This window comes from Cytobacillus sp. EB106-05-05-XG126, assembly GCF_058791715.1.
Genome location: NZ_JBYTDU010000001.1, coordinates 1,907,675 through 1,926,096, shown reverse-complemented (window position 1 = coordinate 1,926,096; position 18,422 = coordinate 1,907,675). Strand labels below are relative to the sequence as shown.

Here is an 18,422-nt window from a genome sequence, read left to right as displayed (position 1 = left end):
TTTCCTTAGGTTTAGGCTAAAGAAACTTTATGGAAGGAATTATAACAAAAAACATATAAAAAAATGAAACTTTTTGCTTGTTCATTCGTCTTATTAAGTAGATTCTAATTCTTAATCCGTTTGTTTAATGAATGTTTAATACTTTTATCATATTTATAAAAAGTTATACCAAATAGATATTGTTTAGTGTATAATTAATAATATAAATTCCTTGATTAAAGTTATTTTAATCTAGAACACTCTAGAAATATTTGATTAAACAAATATAATCTCTGATAGTTTCATATATGTCTAAATTTAAGGAGTGTGAAATTGTAAAATGGTCACATTATACACTTCACCAAGTTGTACATCCTGCAGGAAAGCTAAATCATGGTTGGAAGAGCATGAAATTGCCTATAAAGAACGAAATATCTTTTCAGAACCGCTATCGATTGATGAAATTAAAGAAATTCTTCGTATGACTGAAGATGGAACAGATGAAATTATTTCAACTCGCTCAAAGACATTCCAAAAGCTTGATGTAAACCTTGAATCAATGCCTCTCCAAGATTTATTTGAGCTAATCAAGGAAAACCCGGGGCTGCTTCGACGTCCAATCATTCTTGATGAAAAACGTTTGCAGGTGGGATATAATGAGGACGAAATAAGACGTTTCCTTCCAAGAAAAGTCCGTACTTACCAGTTGCGTGAAGCACAGCGTATGGTTAATTAACAAATATACTTAAAATTGAGAGGCCTTCTTTCTGTTTAACAGAAGAAGGTCTTTTTGTCCTTTATGTGAAAAAGAAAAAGGAAAATGGATATAATAAGAGAATACTTAGTTAAGCCAATGAGATGAACCAACTGGGACAATATAGGCATTTAACGGTTTTTTTAAACATACGACTTTTTAATTCCCTTTATGCTCAATTTGTCATAAAATAAAAGTACAAGGTACAAAATACATTTTACCTTCAAGTTAATCGGGGATTAACCAATTGATTTACGGGTAAATGGATAACACATGACTGCTGGGGGTATTTAGTCCCTTCAATCATAGCCAGAAGGGAGAGTTGCTGCATGGAAATCGAACGTATTAATGATCATACTGTTAAATTTTATATTTCTTATCTTGATATAGAAGAAAGAGGCTTTGACCGTGAAGAGATTTGGTACAATCGTGAGCGGAGTGAGGAACTCTTTTGGGAAATGATGGATGAAGTCCATCAGGAGGAAGAATTTCTTGTTGAAGGCCCTTTATGGATACAGGTTCAAGCGTTGGATAAGGGTTTGGAGGTTCTTGTAACAAAAGCTCAGCTATCAAAGGATGGTCAAAAGTTTGAGCTTCCTGTCCCGGATGAAAAAGTGAAAGATTTGCCTGTGGATGAACATATAGAGGAAATGCTTGATCATCATTTCCGTAAATCCGATGATGATAATGATAACGGATATGAAGGAGATCTTGAGTTCCTATTAACATTTAAAGATTTCGAAGACATTATTTCATTATCAAAGCGGTCAATTCTTGATTCCATTACTACAAGGCTATATTCCTTTGAAGGGAAATACTATTTATTCGCAGAGTTCCCTGAAGAGCTTTTTGAAGAGGATGACATAGATAACATGCTGAGTATTCTTCTTGAATACGGGCACGAAACAAGTACAACTATTCACCGTGTAATGGAATATGGTAAATTGATTATAGAAAATGATGTTTTTGAAAATCTGAGAAAACATTTTAAATAGTAAAGAAAAGCCGATTTCATTTTGAAATCGGCTTTTTTGTATGTGAACTGTTTCATAGAAGCAATCAATAAGCTTAAGCTTTTTAGTATAGTTTGTTGCTATTTTAACTTAGTTAAATTTGCTGAGTTGATCTTCGCTGTGGGTACTTGATCCTCGAAAATGCTGACGCATTTTCCTCGTGCGGTCTTCATTCGAGGAGGCTCACATTCCTCCGCGGGTTCGCTGCGTGCCTGCAGCGGAAATCAGCGGGCTAAATTCATAAATAAAGAAACATTGATATTTGAAAAAGAGCCTAAGCAAAAAACTGTAAGAGAATACATCAGATAAAAAGGAATTTAACCATTAAGAATAGAAGAATAAGGAGGAAAGGAGATGGTCACTTGTTAGTTGCCTCAACAGAGAATGGAGTGCGAATAAGCCTCATAGGTTCACACAGCATCCCGGTTTTACAGCAGTACAGGAAAAATCACAACTTTTACTGCCCGGAATGCAAAGAGAAAGTAATAATGAAAATCGGAAAGAAAAGAGTCCCGCATTTCAGCCACAGAAAGGGTTCTGAATGTCCGGAAAGGTATGAAAGGGAAACAGAATACCATATGTCCGGAAAGGTGTTATTGTTTCAATGGCTAAAGAAAAAAGGTTTAAATCCAATTCTGGAACCATTTTATCCGGAAATATCACAGCGGCCGGATATTGATGTCCATTATGAAGGTGTACATTATGCTCTTGAATATCAATGCTCAAACATTTCGGAGGAGTTATTTATAAAACGGACAGAAGCCTACCTTAAGACAGGTATCGTTCCAATTTGGATACTGGCAGGGAAAAGTATTAAGCGTATGGGCAAAGCAAAGATTTCTTTATCTGGTTTCCAATACCTATTTCTTCGGCAAGCAGCTTCAGGCCATTGGGTAATCCCTTCTTTTTGCCCCACTACAAAGTCTTTTATCAATATCCACCATATCCAGCCCCTTACAGTCAGAAATGCCTGCGCGCATTATGATGTAAAACCAATTTTCCAAGCAGATCCAGCTATATTATTTAATCCATATTTTAAAAATGATATAAATCTAGATGAATGGAAAAGAGAAGTTCGGAAAATAAAGAATTCCCTTTCACAAAATAGCGGTGCTATTAGAAATAACTTTCTTCAGGATTTATACTTCCGCTCAATTGCTCCAGCGTTCCTCCCGCCTGAAATTGGCCTTCCTGTACGTCATTCTCCATATATAGAAACCTCACCTATACAGTGGCAGAGTTATTTGTTTATGGATATAGTCGGCAAAGAGAGGCCCTTCTCACTTCCGCAGATGATTGCAGCCTTTCGCAGCAGGGTAAAGAATAACGATATAAAAATCAGGTCAATCCCGCTTGTTCAAACCGGCTCCGAAATCCATGCGATTAAAGAATATCTTGATGTCCTTATTAATTTAAACATTGTTAAACATGCAGAAAATGGTTTATACAAAAAAACTGCATTAAGCGGTGAGCATGAGCATTACTCCCGTATAATCCAAATAGAGGACGATTTTTATAGAGGCATCACTCAAAGGATTTTGCAGGGCAAATAAATGAAAAAGTCTTATTTAACATAAAATAATCAACGACTTCCACTTTTGCTATTTAAAAAAGCAGGAATTTTTTTCTTCAAGGAGAAGATAGTGTAATGGGACTTTTGAATGGAGGATGAATGTATGGCTAATGAAACGACTGTAAAGAAACTGCCGGCAAGGAATGAGATTTCACCTGAAGATACGTGGCGTTTGGAGGATATTTTCCCTTCTGATGATGAGTGGAACAAGGAATATAGTGAAGTTCAGAAGCTGATTCCGGATGCAGGTAAGTATCAGGGCAGGCTCGGAGAAAGTGCTGAAACATTATATGCAGCGCTTCAGTTCCAGGATCATTTACTTTCGCGCCTTGGGAAGCTTTATACATATGCCCATATGCGTTATGACCAGGATACAACAAATTCATTTTATCAGGGAATGGATGACAAAATTAAAAATTTGTATTCGGAAGCTGCTAGTGCACTTGCTTATATTGTTCCTGAGCTGCTTGCTGAAGATGAAGAGAAGATTGCAGGCTATTTGAAGGAAAAAACCGAGCTGCAATTATATAAACATTCACTGGAGGAAATTAATCTTCAAAGGCCTCATGTATTATCTGCTGAGCAGGAATCCCTGCTTGCTCAGGCTTCCGAGGTGCTTGGGGCTTCCAGTAATACATTTGGAATGCTGAATAATGCGGATTTGGAGTTTCCGTCCATTAAAGATGAAAATGGGGAAGAAGTCGAAATTACTCACGGACGATTCATCCGTTTTCTTGAAAGTGACGAGCAGCGTGTCCGGCATGATGCTTTCAAAGCTGTATATGAGACTTATGGGAAGTTTCGTAATACATTTGCCAGCACTCTAAGCGGAAACGTAAAAAAAGATAACTTCAACGCTAAGATCCGGAATTATGACTCCGCGCGCCATGCTGCCCTTTCTGCGGACAATATTCCTGAAAGTGTTTATGAAAATCTGGTCAATACCATTAACGATAACCTGCATTTGCTGCATCGCTATGTCAAACTCCGCAAGAAGGTTCTTGGGGTAAAGGAGCTTCATATGTACGATCTCTACACTCCTTTAGTGAAGGAAGTAAAAATGGAGATACCATATAATGAAGCAAAAGATCTGATTTTAAAAGGATTAAAGCCGCTTGGTGAAGACTATTTAAATATTTTAAAAGAGGGTTTTGAAAATAGATGGGTGGATGTTCATGAGAATAAGGGCAAAAGGAGCGGTGCTTATTCTTCGGGAACATATGGCACCAACCCTTATATACTAATGAACTGGCAGGATAATGTGAACAACTTATTTACTCTTGCTCATGAATTTGGCCATTCGGTACACAGCTATTACACAAGAAAATATCAGCCATACCCTTATGGAAACTACTCAATTTTTGTTGCAGAGGTTGCCTCGACTTGTAATGAAGCCCTCTTAAACGATTATCTGCTAAAAACAATTGATGATGATAAGAAGCGGCTGTATCTGCTTAATCACTATCTTGAAGGCTTTAGAGGCACTGTTTTCCGCCAGACCATGTTTGCAGAATTTGAACATCTTATTCATCAAAAGGCACAAAACAATGAAGCCTTGACTGCTGATTCATTGACTAAAGAATATTATGAACTTAATAAAAAGTATTTTGGGGATGAAGATATCGTAATTGATGAGGAAATCGGCCTGGAATGGTCCAGAATCCCGCATTTCTACTATAATTATTATGTTTATCAATATGCAACAGGCTTCAGTGCGGCTACGGCATTAAGCAAGCAAATTCTCCAGGAAGGCCAGCCTGCAGTTGACAGATATATTGAGTTCCTGAAATCCGGCAGCTCGGACTACCCAATTGAAGTACTAAAGAAAGCCGGTGTAGATATGACGAGCAGCAAGCCGATTGAGGATGCCTGCAAAGTATTTGAAGAAAAGCTTAAAGAAATGGAAAACTTGCTTTCTTAACAGTAAAGGTGCCAGGCTATATTGCCCGGCACCTTTTTTGATGTTAAAAACCCTTAAATCTCCTTCGGTCATTTAAATATAAACATAAGACCAGGAGTGAAATAAATAGAATAGGTGACGTAATGAAAAGGGGAATAAGCTTCATGAGGCCAAAAATATTCAAAATAAAGGAGACTAAAATGAGCATCAGCATCAGAAATACAGGCAGCTTTTTCATTTTGCAGTCTCCTCCTTGTGCTTATTTACAACTATTTTATGCGGTTGTCCAGAGTGTCATGACTTGATTTTGACAATATTGTGAAAAAGGGCACAAACTAATTGCCTTGTTCATTTTCGTCATGATATAGTACAGATGTGAAGTTGATCACATTCAAGCATTTACCCCTTTTGTTTGGACGTGAAAAATTTCTCCCATCCCCTTTGTTCGTAAAAAAATATATTGTGAAAGAACCGTGCATTAGACTGCATGGTTTTTTCATGAAAAAAATAAAGCTGTGCATTTTGCACAGCTTTGAGATTACCCGGAATATCTCCAGAAATTACCATATTTTGCAGGTACATATTCAGCGATTTGCTTTAGCTGAAGCTTTTTCATTTCCTTGTTCACTTCGCTGTCTGTCATATCGTATACTACGGAGATCTCCTTACTGGCCACCAGCTTAAAATATTTTAAGAAATATTCCAGGGGCGGAAGAGGAGCACGCTCAGGTTTAGCAGGCAGCATTTCTTCCAAAATCTGTTCATAAATTTCATAAGGATAATACCCGGTTACTTTGATGCCTTCATCTTCTATGTTTTCATTGAAAAAGACAAGAGTTGGTATTTCTTGAACATCCATTTCAGAAGTTATTTTTAAATCGCATTGAAAAGCTTTGGCTGCACTATCTGAATGAATATCAGAAACAAATTCTACTACATCAAGACCGACTTCCTTAGCACAATCCTTTAGGACCTCAAAATTTGACACATTCTGCTTTTCAAGAAATAAAACTTCCTGGAGCTTGCGTAAAAATCTGATGCCAGCTTTTCTCCCCTGTAATTCAGCCGCTTTAATTGCAACTGAAGCCAGATGCGGGGAAGAAATTGGATTTTCGAACCAGAGGTTTCCATCACATGACATTCCAGAGCGGCTTGCGGTTTTTTCCCACAAATCAGCAATGTTTTCGTAGTTTTGTCTTTTCCCCATATTTAAAGTTGCCAGTCTGCCGCTTAATACATGCTTTATGGAGAAATAGCGGCCGTATTCAATCAGAAGCTTTTTTAAGGTTGGCTCCAGAGCCCAGCATTCAGGGCAAAGTGGGTCAACAAACATATAAACTTCTATGGGTTTTTTTTCACTGCCATAGCAATGTGGTGACGTGAACTTGCTTTCATTGGATTCTCGCATATTCACGGGCTATCACCTTTCACTCCGTCCTCGGGTGTATTGATCATATGCTGAGCAGTGAGCACAAGCCTGGAGAAAAAGTCTTCCCTCAATTGTCCATCCAGCCCGATATGGTCCATCGCTTCATTCATGCATGAAAGCCAGGCCCTTGCCCGGGTTTCTGTTATAGGAAATGGCATGTGCCGCGCACGAAGCATAGGATGTCCATGTTCTGAAGTATATAAAGGAGGTCCCCCTAAATACTGAGTCATAAATTGTTTTTGTTTTCTGGCTGTTTCTGTCAGGTCATCTGGAAAAATAGGAACGAGATCAGGATGTTGTCCTACGCGCAGGTAAAAAGCGTCAATTAGCTGGTGAAGCTTTTCCTCACCAATAGCGTCGAAGGGAGTGTGCATTTTCTCGGCCATATTTAAAACTCCTTTTATGAGTTAATCATTGTAAAAAAACTTCCTATTTAATATTAATTGCTGTAATCTCTTTTTATTTTATCAATGAGGGATTTATATCTCAAACAAATAGCTTACTGTGCCCTATTAACGTTTCCTTGGCCAGCTTATTTTTTAGTATGGGTTAAGCCCTTTCTGTCAATCCGGAACATTTTCTAAAAAAGCACATGAAAAAGCCGCCCGGTAAATCGGGCGGCAGTCAGGAAGCTTAAGCCATAAACGAAGTGGTAACCTTCTTTATGTAATTTAGGGTTTCTCTAAAAGGCGGTATACCCCCGTATTTATCCACATTTCCAGGTCCGGCATTATAAGCTGCCAGTGCCAGTTCTACATTATCCCCATATCTGTCCATCATTTGCCGTAAATATTTGACTCCTGCAAAAATATTTTCTGCAGGGTCGAAGATATTTCTAACACCAAGCCCCCTGGCTGTTTCCGGCATTAGCTGCATCAAGCCGGAAGCACCTGCATGACTGACGGCATTCGGATTAAAGTTTGACTCCTGCTTAATGACTGACTTAATCAGATTAACAGGTACATTAAACATATCTGATGCTTTTTGAATCAGATCATCAAAATCACTTTTTGAAGATTCGGCTAACTTGGTTAGCTTAACAGGCGGTAGAGCAGCAGCTGCAGGAGAATCGGTTTGTAAAGCGCTAATATAAGGCTTTAAAGACGCAACTGCTCCAAGTCCGCCGGTGGTTTGATGTGATGAACCATTGTTTTCCGAAACCAGCCCTGCCAGCAGCTCTTGAAACAGAGGGTTAGAAGCATTTGTTTGTTTAGAGTTATTTAATCCTTGCAGTGCCTGCAGCTCCATCAATAGTTTTAGCTGATCTATGTTCATTGTATTGCTCCTTGGCAAAAGGCCAGTTTCTATTAGGCCTTTTGCTGTCTGTATTTTTCGTTATAAAACCTCTTAATTTTATTTTCGGTCTTCCTGACAGGAATGTTAAGCTGCTGAAGTAAATTAAGAAAAACCAATTGGCCTTCCTTCCGATCATCTACTTCAAATTCTATCTCAAAATCTTCCTTATCTAAATAGCGGCTGTGATCAAGAACAGCCAATCCTTTATTGTATTCCTTTTCTGCACGTTTTGTTGTGAGAGTGCCAAAGTATCGAAGGTTATCTGTCTTTATGCCAAGCTCTTCTAAGGACTTTTTTATCTGTTCCCTTGGGATTTTCCCGGTCTGAATCATCTCTGCTGCTTCGGACTCAGAAAGATCTTCATTCGTCTCCAACAGCCCTTCAGGGTGGGGCTGTTTAAGAGTCAATTCAAACGAGCCGTACTTCTGCCTGATCCTTAAGGCACTTCCTTTTTCCTTCAATAAAAAATCAGGTGTATCGAAATAATGATTCTCCTGTTCCAAAAAATCTTCACTTCTTAGATTCAAAAAATTCATTAAAGCGGTAAATTCATCTGTGGTGATCATGTTTTTAAATTCGATTTCAATATTTTTATTAGACAAGCCTGTACACCTCAGCTATAAGTAATTATCTGTATTATCTCCTTATTAAGCATGGACTTCAATCCTTTGAAGATCTTTTTAGGCTTGTGATAAATTCATTCAGGGGAGTTTGCTTCCTGCTGCTGTAAAAATTGCAGCAGGGGTTTTACTGTCCATAAAATCTGCGATAGAATAGATATGACAATGGAGGTAGAAAAATGAAACAGAAACTTACAATTGTAAATGCAGAATGGATAGGAAATGAATTAATCTTGGGAATAGAGTCTGGGACCGTTTCAGGTTTAACCGCTATGCAGCAAATATTAGCTGATTCCGACAATCTTTCATTTATTTATATAGCAGAGAAAAACGATGACTATACATATATTTCCCTTCCGGAAACAGTCTGGCCGGAATTAAAAAAGGCACTTGATGGCCACATGAGGGTTTATGCTTCTGACATTAATCAAGCTCGCCTTGAGCTTGCAGGATTTCATGAGGAATTAGGAGACTTAATCGAAAATATCCGAGGGAACAGCAATTACGGAAATGAAATGGTAGAAAAAGTAGAGAATGTATTCCAGCTGAATGTTTAAGCGGCTTAATACTTGGATATAGAGATAGGCTATGTATTTGAACAGAGATCAATTTTGCTGATTTACAGGTGCAGTACGGTTGCCGTCTTTTTTATTTCGGATATTTGGTGGTGTTGCAGGTGAAGCATTGGGACTTATTTTTGGCGCCATATAAGCAGGCGGTTGAAGAGTTGAAAATAAAGCTAAAAGGCATGAGAAGCCAATTTGAAATGGATTCTTCCCATTCTCCGATTGAATTTGTTACCGGAAGGGTAAAGCCAATTGCCAGCATTTTAGATAAGGCAAATCAAAAAGGCATTCCACTCGACAGATTGGAATCAGAAATGCAGGATATTGCCGGTGTAAGAATGATGTGCCAATTTGTTGATGATATTAAGAGAGTGGTTGAACTATTAAGACAAAGAAATGACTTTGAAATTGTTGAAGAAAGAGATTATATATCTCATAAAAAAGCAAGCGGTTATCGTTCTTACCACGTCGTGATCCGTTATCCAGTTCAGACGATCAAGGGAGAAAAGAAAATACTTGCGGAGATTCAGATCAGAACTCTTGCCATGAATTTCTGGGCCACGGTTGAACATTCCCTGAACTACAAATATAAGGGCCAATTTCCTGAGGATATTCAGATGAGGCTTCAGCGGGCGGCAGAGGCTGCTTTCAGGCTTGATGAAGAAATGTCACTCATTCGCGGTGAAATCCAGGATGCCCAGGCATTCTTTACAAGAAAAAAAGAAAAACAGCAAAAGGGAGAAAACTAACAGTATAAAAGAGGAGCTTGGATAAGATGAAATTTGCCATTACCTCAAAAGGAGATTCAAAATCGAATACACTCATGCACAAAATGAGAACCTATTTATTGGACTTCGAGCTTACATATGATGAAGAAGAGCCTGATATAGTCATATCGGTAGGCGGGGATGGCACTTTACTCTATGCCTTTCACCGATACAGCAGCCGCCTGGACAAGACCGCCTTTGTTGGTATACACACAGGCCATCTTGGCTTTTATGCAGACTGGGTTCCGGAGGAAATCGAAAAGCTTGTCATTGCAATTGCCAAAACCCCGTATCAGGTAATTGAATATCCGCTCCTTGAAGTGATTATCCGCTACCAGCATGGCGGCAAAGAAACCCGTTATCTTGCATTAAATGAATCTACGGTCAAGGCTGTAGAAGGTACCTTAGTTATGGATGTGGAAATACGAGGCCAGCATTTTGAACGGTTCCGCGGAGATGGCCTGTGTGTTTCTACACCATCAGGAAGCACAGCATATAATAAGGCGCTTGGAGGGGCAATTCTGCACCCTTCTTTGCCTGCCATCCAGCTTGCTGAAATGGCTTCCATTAATAATAAGGTATTCCGTACAGTGGGCTCGCCGCTCGTACTGCCGGCCCACCATACATGCATGCTGAAGCCGGTGAATGAACCGGATTTCCAAATTACTATTGATCATTTGACACTTCTTCATAAAGATGTAAAGTCAATTCAATTCAGAGTGGCAGATGAAAAGATCCGTTTTGCGAGGTTCAGGCCATTTCCATTCTGGAAAAGGGTCCACGATTCTTTTGTTGCTGATTGAAGAAAGGTCACCATATGACAGAACAGGAGCCTGCAGCTCATGGCATGTTTTGAATTACAATGGAAAATTACTGCCCGGGAGGCGGGCTTATTAATCAGGGAGTTTTTAAAAGACAATCATATTTCCAAAACTGCACTGACAGATATAAAATTTGACGGCGGCTTTATTCAGGTGAATGGTCAGGAAGTAAATGTCCGTTATGTGTTAAGAGAAGGTGATGTTCTTCAGGTTGGATTCCCTGAAGAAGTTCCAAGTGAAGGCATGAAGGGGGAAGACTTGCCCCTGAATATTCTTTATGAAGATGATTATCTTCTTGTAGTAAACAAGCCCGCAGGTGTGAATTCCATTCCTTCTAGAGAACATCCTTCCGGGAGTCTGGCTAATCGGCTGATTGGATATTATCAGCGAATCGGCTTAAAGTCTGCTGCCCATATTGTGACTCGACTGGATAGAGATACATCTGGCCTGGTTCTGATTGCTAAACACAGGCATGTACATCATTTGTTCAGTGAACAGCAGCGCTCACGAAAAATCCATCGCATGTATCAAGCCTTTGCTGAAGGCTCAATCTGCCCGGATGCAGGAACAATAGAACAGCCGATTGCTCGAAAGAGAGACAGTATAATTGAGCGGGAAGTCAGTGAGGAAGGCCAATATGCATGTACACATTATCAGGTCATCGGCCGGCATAAAGAATTTACACACGTAAAACTGAAACTTGAAACTGGCAGAACTCATCAGATCAGAGTTCATTTGGCATGGCTTGGTTTTCCTCTTGCAGGTGACGAATTATACGGGGGCACAAGGCGGTTCATCAGGCGGCAGGCGCTGCACTGCTGCAGCCTTTCCTTCGAACATCCATTCCTGCACAAACCCCTTATATTTGATCAACCGCTTCCGGAAGACATGAATTGTCTTTTGTCGCAGTCTAACGGGCAGTAAGACCCCGCTTCAAACTCAGCGGAATCAATGGAGGATAAGTGGGGTCAAACTGCCCGTAAAGGCCCGATTGGTTCAACTAACAATCAGTGGGGGATAAAGCCCCCTCACTGATTGAAGTTTCACTTTATCGCAGTCTAACGGGCAGTAAGACCCCCACTTCAAGACTCAGAGGAATCAAAGGAGGATAAGTGGGAGTCAAACTGCCCAATCTAGCTGCGGCTCCTAGGGGCTCGAGGTCATAAGCCAATCAGCTGATGGGAAGAAAAGCACTTCCCACCATCTGCTCGTCTTATGCTTGTCACCCCTGGGCAAGTCGCCTCGCTTTATAATGTAAAGGCCCGAAAGAAGGACAAAGACTAAGAACGCCACATCCTCCCAAAAGCTGACGCTTTCGGTCGTGCGATGTATCGCTGCCGTAGCTTTCCTTGTCCTGTGGCAAAGTCTTTGTGACCCGCTTCCTCCCAAAAGCTGTCGCATTTGGTCGTGCGATGCTCATGCTGACGAAGCCTTCCTTGTCCTGTGGGCCTCAACTAACAATCAGTGGAGGATAAAGAGCTCCCCACTGATAGAAGTTTCACTTTATAAAAGCCGGCATTTGCCGGCTTTTTTGGTTACATCTTCCTGAATTTCTCTTCAACATAAGGCATGCGGGATTGGACAGATAGCAATTGCATTTCCGGATATCTAAGCGCGGTTAACTTATTGCCAAAAACAGCGCCTGTATCAATATTATAGGTGTTATTAATTCTCCTCACTTCCTTTAAGGGAGTATGGCCATAGACGATTACAGCTTCGCCCTTATACTCTCTTGCCCAATCACGTCTTACAGGTGTGCCGTCCGGATTTTTTTCTCCTGTAATATCACCATACAGAACAAAAGTTTTTACTTTTGAAGAATGCTTCCCAATATAGCTTTCCTTAATTCCAGCATGTGCGATAACCAGTTTGTTATTATCGATTACATGATATAGAGGTGCGTTTTCATATAACTCCATAAATTTCTGTCTGACCTCATCCTGTGTTTTGGGAGACAGCTGCTCATATTCAGCGACTGTTGTTTCAAGTCCATGTGTAATTTGCACTTTATTCCCTAAAAAGAAGCGGTAGAGTTTATTGCAATGGTTGCCCGGGACATAGTATCCCAAGTTGTTTGCTGCAAGGTTATATACTGCTTCAATGACTGCAAGTGAATCTGGGCCTCTGTCAGTTAAGTCTCCCACAAAGGCCAGTTTTCTGCCGCTTGGATGGACAGGAAATCCCTTTTCCCAGATATAGTCCAGTTTAAAAGTCAGCTCCTTAAATTCAGCAAAGCAGCCGTGAATATCACCGATAATATCTAGTCTCATTTTTTAGGCTCCTTTAAAGTTCTACTGTTATCATATCAATTTTCATAATATTTATCATAACGCATTATTTTTCCGCAGCAGATAAAGCTTTAACGATTTTAAGTTTAAAGAATGGGAAAATTAAATTTATCGCAGTCTAACGGGCAGGGTAAGACCCCCACTTCAAAGAACCAAAGGAACCACTGGAGGATAAGTGGGGGTCAAACTGCCCAAACTAGCTGCAGCTCCTAGGGGCTAAGTCAATTAGCTGTTGGGAAGAAAGGCACTTCCCGCCATCTGCCCGTCTTATGCTTGTCACCCCTGGGCAAGTCGCCTCGCTTTATAATGTAAAGGCCCGAAATAAGGACAAAGACTAAGAACGCCACATCCTCCCAAAAGCTGTCGCATTTGGTCGTGCGATGCTCATGCTGACGAAGCCTTCCTTGTCCTGTGGCCCTTAACTAATAATCAGCGGGGAGAAAATCACTCTCCACTGATTGAAGTTTCACTTTATGGATTGCTCAGAGACGACAAAAAAACAAAGATTTGCTAGTATAGTTAAGTACATTTTCCTGTTAGCCAACAGGGTATGGATGCTTTATGAGAGGAGGTTAATTTTGTATGGAAGATCATGCAGAGGAAAGATCAGGATCTCAAATCAATGCCAGTCTTTTAATCCAATCTTTACAAAATGAAGAAATTGATATCTTCAGAAATGAATTTCTTGATATGCACCCATATGATCAGGCTTCATTTTTTAAAGATCTGGATGAGGACATCCGTGCAAAAATTTATCTTTATCTATCTCCAGAAGAAATGGCGGCTCTTTTTGAAAACCTGGAGATTGAGGAAGAAGATTATAAAGACGTTCTTGCCGAGATGAATCCCCACTATGCAGCAGATATGCTTTCAGAAATGTATGCCGATGATGCGGTTGATGTTTTAAATGAACTTGATAAAGACCAGGTTGTCAGCTATTTAACAATTATGGATGATGAATCGGCAAAAGAAATTAAGGATTTGCTTCATTACGAAGAATATACAGCAGGAAGTATTATGACAACTGAATTTGTCTCTCTGTCAGCCAATCAGACGGTTCGTTCTGCTATGTATATCTTAAAGAATGAAGCGCCAAGGGCTGAAACCATTTATTATGTGTACGTTGTAAATGACGAAAAGAAGCTTATTGGCGTCATTTCATTAAGGGATTTAATAGTAAGTGACGATGACACGATGATTTCAGAAATCACCAATGACAGAGTAGTTTCCGTATCTGTGGGTGAAGATCAGGAAGAAGTCGCAAGAAAAATTAAGGACTATAACTTCCTGGCTGTTCCGGTTGTCGATTTTCAAAATCACTTGCTGGGTATTATTACAGTTGATGATGTTATGGATGTCATGGAAGAAGAAGCATCTGATGATTACTCCAAATTAGCTGCCGTATCAGATATGGATCATATTGACCGGAATCCAGTTTCAGCTGCGCGTAAACGGCTTCCATGGCTTATCATCCTGCTGTTTTTGGGTATGTTAACTGCAAGCCTTATCGGAAGGTTTGAGAACACATTGGATAAGGTGGCCATACTGGCTGTTTTCATTCCTCTTATTGCAGGGATGGCCGGAAATACCGGGACTCAGGCATTAGCCGTTGCTGTCCGGGGAATTGCTACTGGAGACCTTGAGAAAGAAAACAAATGGAAATTGGTGATAAGGGAAGCAGGGACCGGCTTAATCAATGGAGGTATTTGCGGTATTCTTGTTACTTTCATTGTTTATTTCTGGAAAGGAAATTTCTTTCTGGGTGTTTTAGTTGGCGTCTCAATTTTGTTTACATTGATCGTTGCCACCCTGGCAGGTGCACTGATTCCTTTACTAATGCACAGGATGAAAATTGATCCGGCAGTGGCGTCAGGTCCATTTATTACAACCATTAATGATCTGATCAGTATTTTAATTTATTTTGGAATGGCGACATTATTTATGAGTTATTTAACAGGTTAAGGGGGTTATATTATGGAACATGGCGCATCAGTAGCATCGCTTGTCATTGTTATTCTTGCCGCTTTTATAACGCCGATTATACTGCATCGGCTGAAGGTTAATTTTATACCGGTAGTGGTGGCCGAGATTCTTATTGGTTTAATTATCGGTAAAAGCGGCTTTGATATTGTCCATGAGGATATGTGGCTTGAAACTCTTTCGACACTTGGATTTATTTTTTTAATGTTCCTGAGCGGACTTGAGATTGACTTTACAGCTTTTTCTTCTTCAAAGAAGAGAGAAAAGCTGCCCAGCGGAAAACTTGAGCCAAATTCATTTGCAGTGTCTTCAATTGTTTTTATAGGTATATTTTTTGTTTCATTAGGACTGTCTTATTTATTTGTCTGGGCAGGATTCATTGATAATGCTTTTTTAATGACTTTAATTATATCCACCATCTCTCTGGGAGTTGTGGTTCCTACTCTTAAGGAAGCACACTTAATGAAAACAGGCATTGGCCAAATTATTCTTTTAATCGCAGTTATTGCAGATTTGGCTACAATGATTTTACTGGCTGTATTTGTATCTCTAAATGATAAAGGCGGAGGTAATACATGGCTGCTCCTAATCTTATTTGGAGTAGGCGTATTGCTGTATTTCCTCGGCAGAAGGTTTAAGAACCTTAATTTTCTTGAAGCGATGTCGACAGGAACAGTTCAGATTGGAACAAGAGCAGTATTTGCACTAATTATTTTTCTTGTGGCATTATCAGAAACAGTCGGAGCAGAAAATATTTTAGGTGCATTCCTTGCTGGGGTTCTTGTATCACTGCTGGCGCCAAATCAGGAAATGATCCATAAGCTGGATTCTTTTGGATACGGGTTCCTTATACCGATTTTCTTTGTAATGGTAGGGGTAGAGCTCGATGTATGGACTTTGTTTGGAGACCCCAAGATGCTTATGCTTATACCATTGCTGCTGATTGCTCTGCTGCTGTCAAAGCTTATACCGATATATATTTTAAAAAGATGGTATGACACCAAAACGGTTATCGCCTCAGGTTTCTTGTTAACGTCAACTCTTTCCCTTGTAATTGCTGCAGCAACAATAGGTGAAAGAATGGATGTTATAACTGCAGAGATGAGCGGCACATTAATTTTGGTCGCTGTCATAACAAGTATATTCACACCCGTTGTCTTTAAAAAGCTATTTCCTCAGGAAGCTGCTGAGGAGAAGAAGTTTAAAGTATCCTTTATTGGTGCAAACCAAATGACTATGCCGATCTATAATGAGCTTAAGTCATCCCTTTACGAGCCGGCTTTATATCATAAGAAACAGGAAAAGGCGGAAAAGCAGATAGCTGACTCTTTGTTCGACATCATTGAAGTTGATGAGTTTGATATTGAAAATTTCGAAGGAACAGAGGCTTTTGAGTCTGATATTGTTGTAATCTCCACAGGGGATGAAGAGACAAATGCTACATTATCCATAGCTTTTAAAGATAAGGGAGTGGACCGGGTCATTTGCCGGATGGAAAGCCCTGATATGGAAGAAACGCTTCGGGAACATGACATTGAATTGTTTTCAACTATTCTTTCCTCTAAGGCGCTGCTTCGTGCATTAATTGAGTCACCAAGCGTGGTGAACATATTAACGAACCAGGAGACTGCTTTATATGAAATCCGATTGATGAATGAGCAGTTTGAAGGCATGATGCTTCGGAGATTCCCGTTTACGGGGGATGTAATATTCGTCCGGATATTTAGAGGAAAGGATTCCATTGTTCCTCACGGAGATACTGAACTTCATGTCAATGATCGCTTGATTGTTACAGGATCTAAGGAATACGTTGATGAATTAAAACGGGAACTTGAATTTTGTGAATGGTGTTAGAATCTGATTGACATCATCTTGCCGAAAAAAATCCTTCAATGACAAGAGGATTTTTTTCGGCTTTTCTTTTGCAGCGAATTGATGTACAATTAGTACTAGGTACTAATAACATGTAATAATAAACTCAGGAGGATTTAATAATGACTCTTTCTTTAAATGGAAAAACATTCGTCGTAATGGGTGTAGCTAATAAAAGAAGCATTGCATGGGGAATAGCCAAATCCCTTCATGATGCCGGTGCCCGTTTAATCTTTACATATGCGGGAGAAAGACTGGAGAAAAGTGTTCGTGAATTGGCTGAATCATTGGAGGATGCACATTCATTAGTGCTTCCGTGTGATGTAACAAGTGATGATGACATCGCTAAATGTTTCAGCACAATTAAGGAAGAAGCAGGTGTAATTCATGGGATTGCCCATTGCATCGCCTTTGCCCATAAGGAAGAGCTTCAGGGAGAATACATGAACACAACAAGAGACGGGTTCCTGTTGGCCCACAATATCAGTTCTTATTCGCTGACTGCTGTTGCAAAGGAAGCAAGGGGATTAATGGCAGAAGGCGGAAGCATTGTGACTCTTACATATCTTGGCGGGGAAAAGGTTGTGAAGAATTATAATGTTATGGGTGTGGCAAAAGCATCCCTTGATGCAAGCGTCAAATATTTGGCTAACGACCTTGGAAAGGATGGAATCCGGGTTAATTCCATTTCAGCCGGTCCAATCAGGACTCTTTCTGCTAAAGGAATAAGCGAATTTAATTCGATTCTTAAAGAAATTGAAGAAAAAGCTCCGCTCCGCAAAACCACAACTCCTGAAGAAGTAGGAGATACTGCTCTATTCTTATTCAGCAGTCTGTCGAGAGGAATAACGGGTGAAAATATCCACGTAGACTCCGGTTATCATATCATTTAATAGAATTTGTCCGCTCCAATGTGAGCGGGCTTTTTTTATTTCCTCAGAAACGAAAGCCCATTTTCTGCATACATATAATACGACGAACCATAACGATTGCGGAGGTGGGCATAGTGACTGAGAAAAGAGAAAAGGAGCCGCTATTCTATATACAGCAGCCTAATTTTCAAATTCCTGAAAACAGGATGCAAACAATCTATTCGAGCAGGAAAGCAGGGCAGGAACGAAAACAAAAGGAAAACCTGCTTGATTTCGCTGTCCCTAAAGAGGTACAAAATGTGCCGGAAGAAAAAGTCGAAAAGACTGCTGGGCAAATGGAGGTGCAGGAAGCAATTGAAGAGTTTGAATCCGGGAGAGAAGAGAAAAAAGGTGCATCCTTTGCTTTTACGACAGAAAAAAGAAAACCATCTTTCAATCGAGTAAAGAGTTTTAAGGAAATGGACACACTTGAGCGTCTGGATTATTTAATTGATTTCCCAAAACAGCTTCCGCCCATACCATGCACATTTGAAACAGGGGAAAAGGCAATAAGGGGATTTCTTGTTTCAAAAAATGAAGAATGGATTGAGGTAAAGTTATTTGATGAACGTATTGAGAAAATAAATCTGCAATCTTTAAATGCAATCAAAATGATCGGCCTAAGAAGGTAACCTGAAATCGGGGAGGCAGGC

General features: G+C 39.9%; 18 protein-coding genes. 12 read left to right on the top strand and 6 right to left on the bottom strand.

The annotated features are described in order from the left end of the window. Positions 1-319 precede the first annotated feature (319 nt). The 4 genes from spxA (at position 320) to pepF (ending at position 5,240) form a co-directional block, all read left to right on the top strand. Positions 320-715: a transcriptional regulator SpxA gene (gene spxA, locus AC3WTL_RS09560; RefSeq protein ID WP_009331204.1), complete on the top strand. Its 396-nt coding sequence runs from the start codon at positions 320-322 to the stop codon at positions 713-715. Between the two features lie 347 nt (positions 716-1,062). After that, on the top strand, positions 1,063-1,728 hold the full coding sequence (gene mecA, locus AC3WTL_RS09555) for an adaptor protein MecA (protein ID WP_048010951.1): 666 nt from the start codon (positions 1,063-1,065) through the stop codon (positions 1,726-1,728). Between the two features lie 407 nt (positions 1,729-2,135). Further along, positions 2,136-3,299 (top strand): competence protein CoiA, encoded by a 1,164-nt coding sequence (locus AC3WTL_RS09550; RefSeq protein ID WP_248348144.1) that lies wholly within the window; start codon positions 2,136-2,138, stop codon positions 3,297-3,299. A 123-nt stretch (positions 3,300-3,422) separates the two neighbouring features. Beyond that, positions 3,423-5,240 (top strand): oligoendopeptidase F, encoded by a 1,818-nt coding sequence (gene pepF / locus AC3WTL_RS09545; RefSeq protein ID WP_048010949.1) that lies wholly within the window; start codon positions 3,423-3,425, stop codon positions 5,238-5,240. Between the two features lie 43 nt (positions 5,241-5,283). Here the strand turns inward: pepF and AC3WTL_RS09540 are convergent, their stop codons facing one another. The 5 genes from AC3WTL_RS09540 to AC3WTL_RS09520 all read right to left on the bottom strand — a co-directional run bounded on the left by AC3WTL_RS09540 (position 5,284) and on the right by AC3WTL_RS09520 (position 8,546). Continuing rightward, on the bottom strand, positions 5,284-5,427 hold the full coding sequence (locus AC3WTL_RS09540) for a hypothetical protein (protein WP_492369386.1): 144 nt from the start codon (positions 5,425-5,427) through the stop codon (positions 5,284-5,286). A gap of 330 nt (positions 5,428-5,757) precedes the next feature. Beyond that, positions 5,758-6,627, bottom strand: a complete 870-nt coding sequence (locus AC3WTL_RS09535; protein WP_048010986.1) for a ClpXP adapter SpxH family protein — start codon at positions 6,625-6,627, stop codon at positions 5,758-5,760. A gap of 2 nt (positions 6,628-6,629) precedes the next feature. Further along, positions 6,630-7,034 (bottom strand): globin domain-containing protein, encoded by a 405-nt coding sequence (locus AC3WTL_RS09530; protein WP_222497363.1) that lies wholly within the window; start codon positions 7,032-7,034, stop codon positions 6,630-6,632. A 247-nt stretch (positions 7,035-7,281) separates the two neighbouring features. After that, on the bottom strand, positions 7,282-7,923 hold the full coding sequence (locus AC3WTL_RS09525) for a lytic transglycosylase domain-containing protein (RefSeq protein WP_197214652.1): 642 nt from the start codon (positions 7,921-7,923) through the stop codon (positions 7,282-7,284). 32 nt (positions 7,924-7,955) lie between these two features. Continuing rightward, on the bottom strand, positions 7,956-8,546 hold the full coding sequence (locus tag AC3WTL_RS09520; protein ID WP_222497361.1) for a CYTH domain-containing protein: 591 nt from the start codon (positions 8,544-8,546) through the stop codon (positions 7,956-7,958). Positions 8,547-8,743: 197 nt separating this feature from the next. On the opposite strand from AC3WTL_RS09520, the gene AC3WTL_RS09515 reads away from it, so the two are divergent. The 4 genes from AC3WTL_RS09515 to AC3WTL_RS09500 all read left to right on the top strand — a co-directional run bounded on the left by AC3WTL_RS09515 (position 8,744) and on the right by AC3WTL_RS09500 (position 11,642). Then, entirely contained in the window at positions 8,744-9,121 is a 378-nt protein-coding gene (locus AC3WTL_RS09515; protein ID WP_048010944.1) for a UPF0738 family protein, read from the top strand. A 119-nt stretch (positions 9,122-9,240) separates the two neighbouring features. Further along, positions 9,241-9,879, top strand: coding sequence for a GTP diphosphokinase (gene yjbM, locus AC3WTL_RS09510; RefSeq protein WP_048010943.1), 639 nt, complete (start codon positions 9,241-9,243; stop codon positions 9,877-9,879). Positions 9,880-9,905: 26 nt separating this feature from the next. Continuing rightward, a complete protein-coding gene (locus AC3WTL_RS09505; protein ID WP_009331194.1) occupies positions 9,906-10,700 on the top strand; it encodes an NAD kinase in 795 nt (264 codons plus the stop codon). A gap of 39 nt (positions 10,701-10,739) precedes the next feature. Further along, entirely contained in the window at positions 10,740-11,642 is a 903-nt protein-coding gene (locus AC3WTL_RS09500) for an RluA family pseudouridine synthase (RefSeq protein ID WP_492369311.1), read from the top strand. 611 nt (positions 11,643-12,253) lie between these two features. Here the strand turns inward: AC3WTL_RS09500 and prpE are convergent. Beyond that, positions 12,254-12,988: a bis(5'-nucleosyl)-tetraphosphatase PrpE gene (gene prpE / locus AC3WTL_RS09495; RefSeq protein WP_222497358.1), complete on the bottom strand. Its 735-nt coding sequence runs from the start codon at positions 12,986-12,988 to the stop codon at positions 12,254-12,256. 600 nt (positions 12,989-13,588) lie between these two features. On the opposite strand from prpE, the gene mgtE reads away from it, so the two are divergent. The 4 genes from mgtE (at position 13,589) to AC3WTL_RS09475 (ending at position 18,401) form a co-directional block, all read left to right on the top strand. Next, the gene (gene mgtE / locus AC3WTL_RS09490) at positions 13,589-14,968 is read left to right on the top strand and encodes a magnesium transporter (protein WP_048008290.1); all 1,380 of its coding nucleotides are present in this window, start codon (positions 13,589-13,591) and stop codon (positions 14,966-14,968) included. A 12-nt stretch (positions 14,969-14,980) separates the two neighbouring features. After that, positions 14,981-16,840, top strand: coding sequence for a monovalent cation:proton antiporter family protein (locus AC3WTL_RS09485; protein ID WP_222497356.1), 1,860 nt, complete (start codon positions 14,981-14,983; stop codon positions 16,838-16,840). A 140-nt stretch (positions 16,841-16,980) separates the two neighbouring features. Further along, positions 16,981-17,751 carry an enoyl-ACP reductase FabI gene (gene fabI, locus AC3WTL_RS09480; RefSeq protein WP_197207641.1) on the top strand — a complete coding sequence of 257 codons (771 nt, stop codon included), beginning with the start codon at positions 16,981-16,983 and terminating at the stop codon, positions 17,749-17,751. A 113-nt stretch (positions 17,752-17,864) separates the two neighbouring features. Further along, on the top strand, positions 17,865-18,401 hold the full coding sequence (locus AC3WTL_RS09475; RefSeq protein ID WP_492369310.1) for a CotO family spore coat protein: 537 nt from the start codon (positions 17,865-17,867) through the stop codon (positions 18,399-18,401). Positions 18,402-18,422 lie beyond the last annotated feature (21 nt).

Coding starts and splice junctions, on each gene's coding strand:
- spxA (WP_009331204.1), top strand. CDS start 320: ATGGTCACATTATACACTTCACCAAGTTGTACATCCTGCAGGAAAGCT.
- mecA (WP_048010951.1), top strand. CDS start 1,063: ATGGAAATCGAACGTATTAATGATCATACTGTTAAATTTTATATTTCT.
- pepF (WP_048010949.1), top strand. CDS start 3,423: ATGGCTAATGAAACGACTGTAAAGAAACTGCCGGCAAGGAATGAGATT.
- AC3WTL_RS09540 (WP_492369386.1), bottom strand. CDS start 5,427: ATGCTCATTTTAGTCTCCTTTATTTTGAATATTTTTGGCCTCATGAAG.
- AC3WTL_RS09535 (WP_048010986.1), bottom strand. CDS start 6,627: ATGCGAGAATCCAATGAAAGCAAGTTCACGTCACCACATTGCTATGGC.
- AC3WTL_RS09530 (WP_222497363.1), bottom strand. CDS start 7,034: ATGGCCGAGAAAATGCACACTCCCTTCGACGCTATTGGTGAGGAAAAG.
- AC3WTL_RS09525 (WP_197214652.1), bottom strand. CDS start 7,923: ATGAACATAGATCAGCTAAAACTATTGATGGAGCTGCAGGCACTGCAA.
- AC3WTL_RS09515 (WP_048010944.1), top strand. CDS start 8,744: ATGAAACAGAAACTTACAATTGTAAATGCAGAATGGATAGGAAATGAA.
- AC3WTL_RS09505 (WP_009331194.1), top strand. CDS start 9,906: ATGAAATTTGCCATTACCTCAAAAGGAGATTCAAAATCGAATACACTC.
- AC3WTL_RS09500 (WP_492369311.1), top strand. CDS start 10,740: ATGGCATGTTTTGAATTACAATGGAAAATTACTGCCCGGGAGGCGGGC.
- prpE (WP_222497358.1), bottom strand. CDS start 12,988: ATGAGACTAGATATTATCGGTGATATTCACGGCTGCTTTGCTGAATTT.
- mgtE (WP_048008290.1), top strand. CDS start 13,589: ATGGAAGATCATGCAGAGGAAAGATCAGGATCTCAAATCAATGCCAGT.
- AC3WTL_RS09485 (WP_222497356.1), top strand. CDS start 14,981: ATGGAACATGGCGCATCAGTAGCATCGCTTGTCATTGTTATTCTTGCC.
- fabI (WP_197207641.1), top strand. CDS start 16,981: ATGACTCTTTCTTTAAATGGAAAAACATTCGTCGTAATGGGTGTAGCT.